Source organism: Pantoea sp. ABR1s, from assembly GCF_057812235.1.
This window is the reverse complement of sequence record NZ_CM173823.1, coordinates 402691-417116: the sequence shown is the minus strand read 5'-3', so window position 1 is coordinate 417116 and position 14426 is coordinate 402691. Positions and strand designations below refer to the sequence as shown.

16 protein-coding genes are annotated in these 14426 nt (G+C 57.9%); 4 read left to right on the top strand and 12 right to left on the bottom strand.

Annotated features, from left to right (window positions below):
- Positions 1-118: 118 nt before the first annotated feature.
- Genes nirB through cysG form a run of 3 tightly spaced genes read left to right on the top strand, consistent with a single transcriptional unit; the run spans position 119 to position 4392 of the window.
- Positions 119-2659 carry a nitrite reductase large subunit NirB gene (nirB, locus tag ACXKZD_RS01920; protein ID WP_033780999.1) on the top strand — a complete coding sequence of 847 codons (2541 nt, stop codon included), beginning with the start codon at positions 119-121 and terminating at the stop codon, positions 2657-2659.
- Positions 2656-2982, top strand: a complete 327-nt coding sequence (gene nirD, locus ACXKZD_RS01915) for a nitrite reductase small subunit NirD (RefSeq protein WP_033785680.1) — start codon at positions 2656-2658, stop codon at positions 2980-2982. The genes nirB and nirD overlap by 4 nt, the downstream gene beginning before the upstream one ends.
- 45 nt (positions 2983-3027) lie before the next feature.
- Positions 3028-4392: a siroheme synthase CysG gene (gene cysG, locus ACXKZD_RS01910; protein WP_488981839.1), complete on the top strand. Its 1365-nt coding sequence runs from the start codon at positions 3028-3030 to the stop codon at positions 4390-4392.
- A 58-nt stretch (positions 4393-4450) separates the two neighbouring features.
- Here cysG and trpS read toward each other — a convergent pair whose 3' ends face one another.
- The 7 genes from trpS to aroK all read right to left on the bottom strand — a co-directional run bounded on the left by trpS (position 4451) and on the right by aroK (position 10563).
- Positions 4451-5452, bottom strand: coding sequence for a tryptophan--tRNA ligase (trpS, locus tag ACXKZD_RS01905; RefSeq protein ID WP_033758992.1), 1002 nt, complete (start codon positions 5450-5452; stop codon positions 4451-4453).
- A gap of 16 nt (positions 5453-5468) precedes the next feature.
- On the bottom strand, positions 5469-6146 hold the full coding sequence (locus tag ACXKZD_RS01900) for a phosphoglycolate phosphatase (protein WP_488981838.1): 678 nt from the start codon (positions 6144-6146) through the stop codon (positions 5469-5471).
- On the bottom strand, positions 6130-6813 hold the full coding sequence (gene rpe, locus ACXKZD_RS01895; protein WP_010253116.1) for a ribulose-phosphate 3-epimerase: 684 nt from the start codon (positions 6811-6813) through the stop codon (positions 6130-6132). Before rpe ends, ACXKZD_RS01900 begins: the two co-directional genes overlap by 17 nt.
- A gap of 67 nt (positions 6814-6880) precedes the next feature.
- Positions 6881-7696: an adenine-specific DNA-methyltransferase gene (gene dam / locus ACXKZD_RS01890; RefSeq protein ID WP_010671570.1), complete on the bottom strand. Its 816-nt coding sequence runs from the start codon at positions 7694-7696 to the stop codon at positions 6881-6883.
- 93 nt (positions 7697-7789) lie between these two features.
- Positions 7790-8842, bottom strand: a complete 1053-nt coding sequence (locus ACXKZD_RS01885) for an SPOR domain-containing protein (protein ID WP_045139564.1) — start codon at positions 8840-8842, stop codon at positions 7790-7792.
- 72 nt (positions 8843-8914) lie between these two features.
- Positions 8915-10003, bottom strand: a complete 1089-nt coding sequence (gene aroB, locus ACXKZD_RS01880) for a 3-dehydroquinate synthase (RefSeq protein ID WP_187492640.1) — start codon at positions 10001-10003, stop codon at positions 8915-8917.
- Between the two features lie 38 nt (positions 10004-10041).
- Positions 10042-10563, bottom strand: a complete 522-nt coding sequence (aroK, locus tag ACXKZD_RS01875) for a shikimate kinase AroK (RefSeq protein WP_003852989.1) — start codon at positions 10561-10563, stop codon at positions 10042-10044.
- A gap of 97 nt (positions 10564-10660) precedes the next feature.
- Between aroK and ACXKZD_RS01870 the strand changes: the two genes are divergently transcribed.
- Positions 10661-10834, top strand: a complete 174-nt coding sequence (locus ACXKZD_RS01870; RefSeq protein WP_223265993.1) for a hypothetical protein — start codon at positions 10661-10663, stop codon at positions 10832-10834.
- 91 nt (positions 10835-10925) lie between these two features.
- Here the strand turns inward: ACXKZD_RS01870 and hofQ are convergent, their stop codons facing one another.
- From hofQ to pilM, 5 genes are read right to left on the bottom strand one after another with little or no spacing between them, the layout of a single operon-like run.
- Positions 10926-12197, bottom strand: a complete 1272-nt coding sequence (gene hofQ / locus ACXKZD_RS01865) for a DNA uptake porin HofQ (RefSeq protein WP_488981837.1) — start codon at positions 12195-12197, stop codon at positions 10926-10928.
- Positions 12136-12519: a HofP DNA utilization family protein gene (locus ACXKZD_RS01860; RefSeq protein WP_191921935.1), complete on the bottom strand. Its 384-nt coding sequence runs from the start codon at positions 12517-12519 to the stop codon at positions 12136-12138. Before ACXKZD_RS01860 ends, hofQ begins: the two co-directional genes overlap by 62 nt.
- Positions 12509-13003: a HofO family protein gene (locus ACXKZD_RS01855; protein ID WP_488981836.1), complete on the bottom strand. Its 495-nt coding sequence runs from the start codon at positions 13001-13003 to the stop codon at positions 12509-12511. Before ACXKZD_RS01855 ends, ACXKZD_RS01860 begins: the two co-directional genes overlap by 11 nt.
- Complete coding sequence (locus ACXKZD_RS01850; protein WP_488981835.1) at positions 12996-13538, bottom strand: PilN domain-containing protein; 543 nt, start codon at positions 13536-13538, stop codon at positions 12996-12998. The genes ACXKZD_RS01855 and ACXKZD_RS01850 overlap by 8 nt, the downstream gene beginning before the upstream one ends.
- Positions 13538-14344, bottom strand: a complete 807-nt coding sequence (pilM, locus tag ACXKZD_RS01845) for a type IV pilus biogenesis protein PilM (RefSeq protein ID WP_033773304.1) — start codon at positions 14342-14344, stop codon at positions 13538-13540. Before pilM ends, ACXKZD_RS01850 begins: the two co-directional genes overlap by 1 nt.
- Positions 14345-14426 lie beyond the last annotated feature (82 nt).

Genomic DNA, 14426 nt, shown 5'->3' with positions numbered 1-14426 from the left:
TATTTCAAATCAACCATATACCTCTTAATGGGTATATGGCGTCGTGGTTGATGTATATCAATAAGTGCCGGAAACGGCGCGCTATTGTAGCCGCAGATATCGCAAATTTGAGGCAAAAATGAGCAAGCACAATGTCGTCGTTATCGGTAACGGCATGGTCGGCCACCGCTTCATAGAAGAATTACTAGAGAAAGCGGAACCTGACCAGTTTTCGCTGACCGTCTTTTGTGAAGAACCCCGTGTCGCCTATGATCGTGTCCACCTGTCCGCCTACTTTTCCCATCACACCGCTGAAGAATTGTCGCTGGTTCGTGAAGGCTATTACGACAAACATCAGGTCAATCTGCTGCTGGGTGAACGCGCCATCACCATTAACCGTGATGAGAAGCTCATCCACTCCAGTACCGGTCGCGCGGTGCATTACGATACGCTGATTTTTGCCACCGGCTCTTATCCGTGGATCCCGCCAATTAACGGTGCCGAAGGCAGCGACTGCTTTGTCTATCGCACCATCGAAGATCTCAACGCCATCGAAGCCTGTTCGCGCCGCAGCAAACGCGGCGCGGTGATTGGCGGCGGCCTGCTGGGGCTGGAAGCGGCGGGCGCACTGAAAAATCTGGGCATTGAAACCCACGTTATTGAATTTGCGCCGGTGCTGATGGCGGAGCAGTTAGATCAGCAAGGCGGTGAGCAGCTACGTCGCAAGATTGAGCAGATGGGCGTGCGGGTCCACACCGGTAAAAACACCCAACAGATTGTGCATCACGAGCACGGCGGCAAAACGCTGCAGTTTGCTGATGGCAGCGCGCTGGAGGTCGATTTCATCGTCTTCTCCACCGGCATTCGCCCGCAGGACAAACTGGCGAAGCAGTGTGGATTAGCACTGGGGCCGCGCGGCGGCATCGCCATTGATGACCAGTGCCGGACCAGCGATCCCACTATCTACGCCATCGGTGAGTGCGCTGCCTGGCAGAATCGTGTCTATGGCCTGGTGGCGCCGGGTTACAAAATGGCCCAGGTCGCCAGCGACCATCTGCTGGGCCGCGACAATGCGTTTACCGGCGCGGACATGAGCGCCAAACTGAAGCTGCTGGGTGTTGATGTTGGCGGCATTGGCGATGCGCGCGGCACCACGCCAGGCGCTCGCAGCGTGGTCTGGCTGGATGAGAGCAAATCGATCTACAAGCGCCTGATTATCAGCGAAGATCAGAAAACCCTGCTGGGTGCCGTCCTGGTGGGCGACACCAGCGACTATGGCAACCTGCTGCAGCTGGTGCTGAATGGTATTCCGCTGCCTGCTAATCCGGAAGCGCTGATTCTGCCAGCCGGCAGCGGGGATAAACCGGCCATCGGCGTCGATTCTCTGCCTGATACCGCACAAATCTGCTCCTGTTTTGACGTCAGTAAAGGCGACATCATTAAGGCGGTACAGGGTGGCTGTCATACCGTGGCAGCACTGAAAAGCAGCACCCGTGCCGGCACCGGTTGCGGCGGCTGTATCCCACTGATCACCCAGGTTCTCAACAGTGAACTCAGCCGTCAGGGCATTGAGGTCAATAACCATCTTTGCGCCCACTTCGCCTGGTCACGCCAGGAGCTTTATCACCTGATTCAGGTAGAGGAGATTAAAACCTTTGACGAACTGCTGGCCCGCTATGGTCAGGGTTACGGCTGTGAAGTGTGCAAGCCGGTGGTTGGCTCACTGCTCGCCTCCTGCTGGAATGAGTATGTGCTCAAGCCCCAGCACGCGCCGTTGCAGGACAGCAACGACCTCTACCTTGGCAACATCCAGAAAGATGGCACCTACTCGGTGATCCCGCGCTCGCCCGGCGGTGAAATCACACCCCAGGGACTGAAAGTGATTGGCGAGATCGCCGAGCGCTATCAGCTCTACACCAAAATTACCGGCTCTCAGCGCATCGGTCTGTTTGGCGCGCAGAAAGACGATCTGCCCGCTATCTGGTCACAGCTGATCGACGCCGGATTTGAAACCGGCCAGGCCTACGCCAAGGCGCTGCGGATGGCGAAAACCTGCGTTGGCAGCGCCTGGTGCCGTTATGGCGTGGGTGATAGCCTCGGCTTCGGCGTGATGCTGGAGAACCGCTACAAAGGCATCCGTACGCCGCACAAGATGAAGTTTGGCGTCTCTGGCTGCACCCGTGAATGTGCGGAAGCACAGGGCAAAGATGTCGGCATTATCGCGACCGAAAAAGGGTGGAACCTTTACGTCTGCGGCAACGGCGGCATGAAGCCGCGCCATGGCGATCTGCTGGCGGCCGATCTCGATCAGCAGACGCTGATCACCTATCTCGACCGTTTCATGATGTTCTATATCCGCACCGCCGACAAACTGCAGCGCACCTCGCTGTGGCTGGAGAGTCTGGAAGGCGGCATCGACTATCTGCGTAAGGTGATTGTGGATGACAAACTTGGCCTCAACGGCCAGATGGAGCAGCAGCTGGCCGCACTGCGCGCCAGCGTCAGCTGTGAATGGAAAGCGACGCTGGAAGATAAGGATCACCTGACGCGCTTTGCCCACTTTATCAACTCGCCGCAACGCGATCCTGGCGTGCAGCGGGTCGCGGAGCGCGACCAGCACCGCCCGGCACGCGCCGATGAACGCATTGCCGTGACCCTGATTGAGGAGACCGAATCATGAGCCAGTGGAATCCGGTGTGCCCGCTGACGCAGATCCTGCCCGCCACGGGCGTCTGCGCGCTGGTCAAAGGCCAGCAGGTTGCTATCTTCCGTCCCCGCAACGATGAGCAGCTCTATGCCATCAGCAATATCGACCCCTTTGCCGATGCCAGCGTGCTGTCACGCGGCATTATTGCTGAACATCAGGATGCGCTCTGGGTTGCCAGCCCGCTGAAAAAGCAGCGTTTTCGTCTTAGCGATGGCTACTGCATGGAGGATAAAACGCGCTCCGTGGCGGCCTGGCCGGTGCGGGTCAATGCCGGACAGGTTGAAGTCTGCCTGTAACTCCCGTCAACAGCCCGCCTCCGCGGGCTTTTTTAAGGACGTCTGATGGACTACTTCCCCTTATTCTGCCGCCTGCAGGGCCGACGCTGCCTGCTGGTCGGCGCAGGTGACGTGGCTGAGCGGAAAGCCCGCCTGCTGCTGGAGGCCGGCGCCGAACTGCTGGTCGGTGCCCTTGATTTCTCCCCCGCCTTCCGGCAATGGGCGCAGCAGGAAACCATCACGCTGCTGCCAGGGACGTTTGATCCGCACTGGCTCACCGGCTGCTGGCTGGTGGTCGCCGCAACCAGCGACGATGCGGTTAATCAGCAGGTGGCTGAAGCCGCCGAAAAACAGCAGATCTTCTGCAATCTGGTGGATGCGCCGCAGCAGGCCAGCGCCATTATGCCGTCAATCATCGATCGTTCCCCGCTGATGGTCACCGTCTCTTCCGGTGGACGCGCGCCGGTACTGGCGCGCCTGTTGCGGGAGAAGCTGGAGGCGATGCTGCCGCAACACCTTGGCCAGCTGGCTCAGCTGGCAGGCACTCTGCGCGCGAGGGTGAAACAGCAATTCAGCTCTGTCAGTGCCCGCCGCCACTTCTGGGAACGCTTCTTTAACAGTGAGCGGCTGGCCCAGACGCTGGCCAACGGCGACAGTGAACGCGCGGAGCAGATTACCCACCAGCTCTTTAACGCTGACCTTTGCCAACAGGGTGAAGTGGCGCTGGTCGGTGCCGGTCCGGGTGATGCCGGATTACTGACCCTGAAAGGCTTACAGCTGATCCAGCAGGCAGACGTCATCGTCTATGACCGGCTGGTCTCCGATGAGATCCTGAATCTGGTGCGCCGCGATGCCGAGCGCATTTTTGTCGGGAAACGCGCCGGACATCACTGCGTACCGCAGAATGAGATTAACCAGCTGCTCTGCGAACAGGCGCAGCGGGGAAAACGCGTAGTGCGGCTGAAAGGCGGCGATCCCTTTATCTTTGGTCGCGGCGGTGAAGAGCTGGAAGCGCTGGCGCAGCGGCAGATTCCGTTCAGCGTGGTGCCGGGTATCACCGCCGCATCGGGCTGTGCGGCTTACAGCGGTATTCCCCTGACCCACCGCGATCATGCGCAGAGTGTCAGACTGGTTACCGGACATCTGCAGAAAGAGGGCTCGCTCGCCTGGCAGACGCTGGCGGCGGAACAGCAGACGCTGGTCTTTTATATGGGGCTCACGCAGGCCGGAGAGATTCAGCAGCAGCTGATAAAGCACGGTATGTGCAGCGATATGCCGGTGGCGCTGGTGGAAAACGGCACCACTACGCGTCAACGCGTGGTCACCGGGACACTGAGCGAGCTGGAGGCGTTAGCCGGTCAGGTGACCAGTCCCAGCCTGATGATCATCGGCAGCGTGGTAAGTCTACGTGACAGCCTGCGCTGGTTCTGAGTCCGGCAAATAAAAACGGCGGGCACAATGCCCGCCGTCCTGGTTGTCTGCTCAGCCATTACGGCATCGCGACAAAGCCTACCGCCTCATACACCTTCTTCAGCGTTTCCTGCGCCTGTGCGCGTGCTTTGGCCGCGCCATCACGCATCACCTGCTCCAGCAGTGCTTCATCGTTGCGGAAGCTGTGATAACGCTCCTGCAGCTCAGAGAGCATACCCGACACAGCATCGGCTACTGCGCCCTTCAGGTGACCATACATCTTGCCTTCGAACTCCTGCTCCAGCTCGGCGATGGTTTTACCGGTCACACCCGACAGAATATCCAGCAGGTTAGAGACGCCCGCTTTCTCTTTGATATCGTAGCGCACCACTGGCGGCTCTTCAGAATCGGTGACGGCGCGTTTAATCTTCTTCACGACCGCTTTCGGATCTTCCAGCAGGCCGATCACGTTATTGCGGTTATCGTCAGACTTGGACATCTTCTTCGTCGGTTCCAGCAGCGACATCACGCGCGCGCCAGACTTCGGAATCAACGGCTCTGGTACTTTGAAGATATCGCCGTAGATCGCATTGAAGCGATGCGCGATATCGCGGCTCAGCTCCAGATGCTGCTTCTGGTCTTCACCCACCGGCACCTGATGGGTCTGATAGAGCAGAATGTCAGCCGCCATCAGCACCGGATAGTCGAACAGACCGGCGTTAATGTTCTCTTCGTAACGCGCTGATTTGTCCTTGAACTGCGTCATGCGGCTCAGTTCACCGAAGTAGGCATAGCAATTCAGGATCCAGCTCAGCTGCGTGTGCTCTGGCACATGCGACTGAACAAAGATGGTGCTTTTTTGCGGGTCGATACCACAGGCCAGATAGAGCGCCAGCGTGTCCAGCGTCGCTTTACGCAGTGCAACAGGATCCTGACGCACGGTGATAGCGTGCAGATCAACGATGCAATAAATGCAGTGGAAATCATCCTGCATCTGCACCCACTGACGCAGCGCTCCCATATAGTTGCCAATGGTCAGTTCGCCGGACGGCTGTGCGCCGCTGAAAACGATGGGTTTCATACTTATGTCCTGATATTTACAGCCCCAGAGCGGGCAAAAGTTCGTCGAAAGATTCGAGGGTTAAATCGGGCTGGCTGGTGGCAATCGGCTCGCCATAGTTATAGCCAAAGGTCATGCCGATATTGGGTACGCCCGCCGCCTGTGCCGCCTGGATATCATTGCGTGAGTCGCCGACAAACAGCAACTCATTCGGCAACACACCAAAGGTACCTAGCACCATAAAGATTGCCGCAGGATGCGGTTTTTTAAACGGCACATCGTCGCCACCGATAATCAGCGAAAACGCATCAGCAATGCCAAGCGACTCCAGCAGCGGTGCCACAAACGGCGTCGGCTTGTTGGTGACTATCGCCATCGGCAGCCCGGCGGCCTTTAAGGCGGCCAGCGTCTGCTTTATCTGTGGAAACAGCGTACTGCCCGCATCCACGGTATCGGCATAATGTCGGTCAAACAGCGCCCGCGCATCACGCTGCTCTTCCGGCTGCGGCTCACGGCCCAGCGCGAAGGTCAGCGCGCGGGCCATCATGATATCCGCGCCGTTGCCAATCCAGGTTGAGACACGCTCAAGGCCCGCCTGCGGCAGACGGAGGTCGTTCAGCGTGCGGTCAATCGCATCGGCCAGGCCGGGTGCGCTATCCACCAGTGTCCCATCGAGATCAAACGCCAGCGCACGAATATCAGTGAAATGAGCCATTGGCCTTCTCCAGTTCGTTGCGCATATCATCGATCACTTTTTTATAGTCAGGGTGACCGAAGATCGCGGAACCGGCGACAAACATGTCGGCACCGGCGGCAGCGATCTGGCCAATATTGTCGATCTTCACGCCGCCATCCACTTCAAGACGAATGCTGTAACCACTCTGATCGATACGCCTGCGCGCTTCACGCAGTTTATCCAGTGTGCCAGGAATAAATGACTGACCGCCAAAGCCGGGGTTCACTGACATCAGCAGAATGATATCCAGCTTATCCATGACGTAATCGAGGTAGCTCAGCGGGGTCGCCGGGTTAAACACCAGACCCGCTTTGCAGCCATGCTCTTTGATGATTTGCAGGGTGCGGTCAACGTGTTCGCTGGCTTCGGGATGAAAGGTGATGTAGGTGGCACCCGCTTTGGCGAAATCAGGGATCAGCGCATCTACCGGCTTCACCATCAGATGCACATCGATGGGGGCAGTGATGCCATAGTCGCGCAGTGCTTTCAGCACCATCGGACCCATGGTCAGATTAGGCACGTAGTGGTTGTCCATCACGTCGAAGTGAACCACGTCACCTCCGGCCGCCAGCGCTTTGGCTGTGTCTTCGCCCAGGCGAGCAAAGTCCGCCGAAAGGATTGAAGGGGCCAGCAAATATTGTTTCATCCGATTCTCCCACTGTTGTGCGCCAGCACGCAGGCTGGCGTAATGCGTTGGTCGCGGACGAAACAGACTAGCTATAAAGTGCCAGCAGTTCGTCGACCTTGGTGCGACCCGTTATGCTTCGGCTGATAGAACGCCGGGCTTTGACCACATGTAACTCTGCATCCTGATACCATAAACGCGTCAGTGCAGTGTCGTGGTTAGAAATCAGTACCGGAATCCGGTCCTCCGACGAAGCCAGCTTTGCCGCTAACGCCGCCAGGTTCTCCTGCTCACGCAGGCTGAAGCTGTTGGTGTGATAAGCCGTGAAATTGGCCGTTGCCGACAGCGGCGCATAAGGCGGATCGCAATAGACTACCGAGCCTTTACCGGCATTGGTCAGGGTAACATCGTACGATTCACAGACAAACGTCGCTTTTTGCGCACGCTCGGCAAACCATAACAGTTCTGCTTCCGGAAAGTAGGGTTTGCGATAGCGGCCAAACGGCACGTTGAACTCGCCACGCAGGTTATAGCGACAGAGGCCGTTGTAACAGTGACGGTTCAGATAGAGGAACAACAGCGCGCGCAGGTAGGCGTCGGTGCTGGTGTTAAATTCGGTGCGACGCTGGTAATAACAGATCTCGTTGTTACTTTCCGGCGTAAACAGCAGCTGCGCGTCACGGATGAAATCCGCCGTGCGCGTTTTAACAATGTTATAGAGATTAATCAGGTCACTGTTGATATCAGCCAGATGGTAGCGATCAAATTCAGTGTTCAGAAACACCGAACCCGCGCCAACAAAGGGTTCTACCAGACAGTCGCCTTGCGGCAGATGGCGATGGATCTCTTCTACTAAGGGAAATTTTCCCCCTGCCCATTTCAGGAAAGCGCGATTTTTTTTCATGCTGTCGTGGTTATTACATCTTATTGTGAGGCTGTGGCTGGACCGACAGCAGATCTGCGCTTAAAACGGGGCCAGAAACTGGCCCCACATCCGCTATTGGCTGGCTTCTTTCTTCACCTGGCTTACTGGTTTAACCCACGGGTTCTTCGCACGCACTTCGGCAGGCAGTGAGGCTACCGCGCGTTTGGCATCAGCCGGTGTGGCATAGGAACCACTCACCAGCACGTACCACGACTGACCGTTACGTGTGGTTTTGTAGACGTGATACCCACTCAGATTCTGCTGCTTAGCCCAGGCATTCAGGCTTTCAGCCTTCGATGCACCGCTCAGCTGCAGAGTATAGCTGCCGCCTGGCAATGATTTGCTGGCTGAACTGCTTCCTGCCGCCGCAGTGGCCGGAGCAGAAGGGGCTGGCGTGCGTGCTGGCGTGGTATGTGTTTTGCTGTCACGGGTTGCAGGCTTCGAGGCAGTTTTATGCGATGAATCGTGCGCCGGACGGGCAGAAGCGTTTGATTTGTTTGGCGTCTGACGGCCTGCTGGGGCCGTAACCGGATTCGCAGCCGTTCCGGCATTGCCGCTGACCGTGGCAGGGGCTGTTGGCAGTGAACTACCACCCTGCGTGCCCATCGCGGCACTGTCGACCTGCTGCTGCTGATTACTCAGCGCGCTGTTCAGATCGCCCGGCAGTGTGACACGCTGCTGATTCGCTGGCGTGTCAACAGGGGCTGCCTGCGTAGGCGTTGAAGCCACAGGCGGCATTGAGACGTCGCGCTGCGGGTCAGACGCAGCATTACCGCTGGTCGCCGCGTTATTTTCGCTGGTAGCTGGCGTGGTCTGCCCGCCAGTCGGCGTCGTCTGTCCACCTGACATGGAAGAGGAGCCAGCCAGGTCGATATTCTTCTCGCTGCCGGAACCGCCGCCAGCGGCAGGCGTATTGCCCGCAGTAGCAGGTTTTTTCTCATCCGGACCATTCAGCGCCGAACCAATTCCCAGTACCAGTAACAGCAGAACCAGGATCCCGACACCCATCATGATGCGCTGGCGCGAAACCGGTATTTTGGCTGCGGGAGACGACTTACGAGGGCGCGAGGGACGGCGATCGCTGGCGTCAGGTTTTAACTCATCTTCCGGTTTAAACTCATCCATTTTGCCTCCTCCGTAAAGCGGCATTCCGCACTGCGCACCCTGCGCGCCGCGTCACCACTCAACTGCTTAATCTCAGGATTGCTGACAATCATTAATTGCAGCCAGCACCATATCATGTGCCACGCCACCACGCACTTCAGAGCGGCCAATCGACAGCGGGAGTACCAGCCGCAATTCGCCCGCCAGAACTTTCTTATCGCGCATCATGTGCGGCAGATACATCTCCGCACTCATCGCCTCCGGCCCATGTACCGGCAAACCGGCACGCAGGAACAGAGCAATAATGCGGTCCGTCTCCTGTGCCTGGAACTGCCCCAGGCGTTCAGCCGTGCGTGCCGCCATCACCATGCCCGCTGCAATCGCTTCACCGTGCAGCCAGTTGCCATAGCCCATGTGTGCTTCAATCGCATGACCAAAAGTATGGCCCAGATTCAGCAACGCCCGCTGACCGTTTTCACGTTCATCGGCGGCCACGACTTCGGCTTTCAGTTCACAGCAGCGACGAATGCAGTACGCCAGCGCCTGTTCATCCAGCGCCAGCAGGGCATCAAGATTCTGCTCCAGCCACTGGAAAAACGCACCGTCGAGGATGATGCCGTACTTAATCACTTCCGCCAGACCCGACGCCAGTTCGCGCGCGGGCAACGTCTGCAGACAGGCAGTATCAATCACCACCGACGCGGGTTGATAAAACGCGCCGATCATGTTTTTGCCCAGCGGATGGTTAACGGCCGTTTTGCCGCCAACCGAAGAGTCGACCTGCGACAGTAAGGTGGTCGGTACCTGAATAAAGCGTACGCCACGCTGATAACTGGCCGCAGCAAAACCGGTAAGATCGCCAATGACGCCGCCGCCTAAGGCGATAAGCGTCGTATCACGACCGTGCGGCTTTTGCAGGAGCGCGGTAAAAACCTGATCCATCACGGCCAGCGTCTTATATTGCTCGCCATCGGGTAAGATCACCTGATCCACTTTTACACCTGCCCCCGTCAGCAGCGCCGTCAGCTGGTCAAGATAAAGCGGAGCCAGCGTCTGGTTTGTCACCACCATGGCGTTTTCGCCCGCGGTTAGCGGCCAAAAAGAAGCCGGATCGTTAAACAGTCCGGCAGCGATAGTGATGGGGTAACTGCGTTCCCCCAGTGAGACGGTGATCTTCTCCATGATGCCCGATACCTGTTAAGGAGCCTTCGAACGTTGGATCAACTTTTTTCCAACATGTGGATAATCTGATTCGCCACCACTTTCGCACTCTGATCATCTGTGCGAATGGTTACATCGGCGATCTCTTCGTAGAGCGGGTTACGTTCGCCAGCCAGCGCTTCGAGCACTTCACGCGGCGGTGAATCCACCTGCAGCAACGGACGTTTTTTGTCACGTTGGGTGCGCGCCAGTTGCTTCTCGATGGTGGTTTCAAGATAAACCACAACACCGCGGGCGGAGAGACGATTACGCGTTTCCCGGGATTTGACGGAACCACCGCCTGTCGCCAGGACGATGCCTTGCTTCTCGGTCAGTTCGTTAATGATTTTTTCTTCGCGATCGCGAAAGCCAGCTTCGCCTTCGACATCAAAAACCCAGCCCACATCCGCTCCGGTGCGTCGCTCAATTTCCTGATCGGAATCGAAGAACTCCATGTTGAGTTGCTGAGCCAACTGACGGCCAATAGTGCTTTTGCCGGCACCCATCGGCCCAACCAGAAAGATATTGCGTTTCTCTGCCATTTTGTCGGTATTACTAAGAATTCGTTAATGATACCCCGCGTTCAGCATTTGCTGGCGGGACAGGAACTGAGACCTCATGAGCGTTAGCAAGAGTCAGATGAAAAATTATCTCAACACTCAAGGCTGTTTGGCAACCGATTATATTGCCTTCAGCACATCCATTTCTGAATTGGCCTGTGTTCGCGAAACTGTAACGCGCCAGCGCTGCGTCTTTACAACGCTGCGTACAGAGGAGTTTTCTGATCTGTTTGCCGGGATTTACCCAGCATAGACGGTTACACCGTATTGAAAATCGCTAAACCTTGTAAGCTAATTCCTCTCCTGCGTCAACGCAGATGGCCTTAAGGGACGCATTTTCCGTTTTATCCAGCCGTAAGCGCTGCTTCCCTGACCAATCGCGGCGTAATGAAGATCACCAGCTCTCTTTTTTTGCGCTGATCAGATTGCTGGCGAAACAACCCGCCAATCAGCGGCACATTTCCCAGTAGCGGCACCTGATTCTGTCCGCGGGTGCGCTGCTGCTGAAAGATACCGCCTAACGCCAGTGTTTGCCCGTCACTGACCGTGACCTGGGTCTCAATTTCCTGTTTATCGATGGATAATATGTCGCTATCGCCGGTTCTGATGCTGCGACCCGGCATATTCTGACTGATATGGATCTTCAACTGGATGCGGCCATTGCCGGAAATCGTCGGTGTCACCTCCATACCCAGTACCGCTTCTTTAAACTCAATACTGGTGGCACCGCTGTTTCCTGCCGACACTTCATAAGGAATTTCTGTGCCCTGCTTAATCGAAGCGGTCTGCTGATGTGAGGTAAAGAGGCGCGGACTGGCGATGATTTCAATCTGGTTCTCCTGCTCCAGCGCACTTAACTCCAGATCCAGAAGCTGCCCTCCGATGCGCGCCAGCGCCATTCCCACGCTGATGCCGGGTGAACTCACCGCCAGCGGAACATCCAGCCGGGGATGATGCAGGATATCATTTACTGCGGCGTCCCCCGCCTGCAATCCCCACTTCACGCCCAGCTCCTGCAGATGCTCCTCGCTGATAGTGACGATGTGGGCTGACAGTTCAATCTGTTCCAGTGGCAGATCCAGCGCCCGTATCCAGCGCTCCGTCTCTTTTAAAGCCGCCGCACTATCGCGCAGTAACAATGCGTTGGTGCGTTTGTCGACCGTCACGCTACCGCGTGGTGTCATCAGCGACTGACGCTCACTCAGCAGGCTGGCATACACCTCGCTGGCGCTGGCATAACGCAATATCACAGCGCGCTGTTGCAAAGGAACCTGCTGCAACTGCGACTGCTTCTCAGCCTCACGTGCCTGCTGCTGAGCCTGCTGCCAGCTTTCCGGATAGACCAGCAGGACATTATCCTGTTCAACCAGCGTCAGCTTTGCCATGCGCGCCACCAGGTCGAGCGCCTGATGCCAGGGCAGGTTATCCAGCCGCAGCGATAACGAACCTTCAACCTCTGGCGCAATCATCAGATTGATCTGCTGATAGTCAGCCAGCGCCTGCAAAATACGTTCTACCGGGGCGTTATCAAAAGTCAGACTGAGAGGTTCCTCATCAGCGGCGTGAACCGGCGGCAGGCAGCTTAGTAGCAGCAGCAGGGTAGCTATCCTTATCATGCGATCGTCCTTTTAAATAAAATGCGGTCTGTTGTGCGTTGCAGCTATTCGCCACCGCTAAGGTGAGGCTGCGGCGGGTCATATTCGCCAGTTGCCAGGGTGCGAATGGAAATGGCTTGCCGGTGCGGGCCGTAATACTCTCTCCCTGCGGGGTCAGCAGCCAGGCATGGAAATGTGCCTCCCGGCCAATGATCCCCTGCAGACGCCAGCCGGTGAGCGGTTCCACTGACGCCTCACAGACGGAACCGGCTACAGGCCGGAACGGATCGCGCGCCAGCACGCCGCCACAGCACAACAGTAAAATCAGCAGACTATGGCGCATCGTCAGGTTCCAGCCAGAGTTGAGCCACCAGGTACTGCGGCTGCGCCAGCAGCTGGAAATGCACCGGAAACGGTGCGGAGGCCTGGGCCAGCTCGGCAAAAAGCGACTGGAACGCCGGCCACTGCAGATGCAGCGTCAGCATGCGTGAGGGGGCGTCCGGCTGCCACTCTTCCAGCTGGCTACGGCGTGCCGCCAGGATCTCTTCCACTGCACGGCCCGATGCAGATGCTGATCTCGCGATCTGCATCGACTGCAGCTGCGCCTGCAACTGTGCATTATCAGGGTTCTGACGCAACTGGTGCTGGCGCAGCTGCAGAGTGCGGGTCAACTGCAACAGCGTCTGCTGTTCAGCAATGAGCGCCTGCTGCTGTGGCCGTAACCACAGGATCCAGGAGAGCAGCAGCAGACCGGATAAGAGCGCGGCGAGCAAGCCATAGCGCGCAATAGCGGCCATCTGCCACCAGCGCTCCCACCATTCACTCACTGTTCACCTCCTGCATCTCTGCCCGCAGTGAAAACCGATAATGGCCATCAGCCTGACGCTTAACCCCGCCCTGCTTCACCAGACCAAACAGGGCCACAGTGGTTAATTGCTGGCGGAACTGTCGGACTGCCGCCATATCCTGTGCCTGCCCCTCCAGTGTCAGACGGTTGTCGCGCTTCTCCAGCCGGGTCAGCCAGGCGGTGTCGGGCAGCAACGCGGGTAAATCGAGCCAGAACTGCTGCCAGGCGGCCAGTTGTGCAGCCTGCTGGCGATGCTTCGCCTGCTGTTTTTGCACGACCGCGAGCTGCTCCATTAACTGCTTCTGTTGCGCTAACTGCTGCCCCAGGCTTTCCAGCGCCTGCTGCTGCGTCCTGCTCGCCTGCGCCACCTGCTGACGCGTCTGCTGGATCCGCCAGGTTTGCTGCATCACCACCAGTAACAGGGCGCCAGTCGCCAGTGACAGCACGACCAGGCTTTGTCGCCGCTGCTGTTGCCGACGGCGCTGCCGCCAGGGCAGCAGATTAACCGCGACCATCACTCATCTCCGTCGCGCAGCGCCAGCCCGGCCGCCAGCGCAAAAGCGCCCGGATTCTCCGGCAAAGGTGGCTGCTTATAACGAAACAGATCAAAAGGGGAAAACGCGCTAACGTCTGCGGGCAACGGCGTCTGCTCTGCGGTACACCAGGCGACAGAACGCGCCCCGGGAAAGGCCTGCCGTTGCAGTGCCTCCAGCGTGGCGGCTTCGCCTGTGTCAGCAGCGGTGTGCGCATCGCTCCAGAGCCAGCGGTTATCCTGCTGCAGAACCAGTACCGCATCGTCCTGCAGCGCTGCCTGCCGGGCTAACCGCTTCAGCGCCTCGGTGGTCAGTTCGAACACCTGCGGTTTTAAACCTGCCTGCAACAGGGGTGCCGCCCACTGGTCGATAATCTCCAGCCGCGCTGCCGTGACGCAGAGCTGACCGCTCTGCGCATCCGGTCGGTAATCAAGCGCCAGCGCAGCGGGCTCCAGCGGAAAGAGACGGCGCGCGGCCGCCTGCACGTAGTGCCCCAGCGCGGGCTCATTCAGCGACTGCGCAGGAAGGGGGAGCTGGCGCTGCAGCACCAGCTGGGCAGGCAATCCGACCCGCAGCGAATAACGGCGTGGTAACCGCTGACGCCAGGTCGTTAAGGCCGCCAGTAATTCAGGCGAAGATTGCAGCACGCCGTTTCTTAACGTATCTTGCGGCAGCCGCTGCTGCCACCAGTGGCGTAGCTGCCAGCCATCACGACGAGGCTGGAGGGCCAGGGCGCAAATCTGCCTATTCTGAATATCCAGCCCAATTTGCCAGGTATGAAAAGCCATACGCGCGATCTCCTTATCGTCCGGGAAAATGGACATATCAAAGCGTCTGGCTTGCCTTTATACTACCGCGCGGTTGTTTATA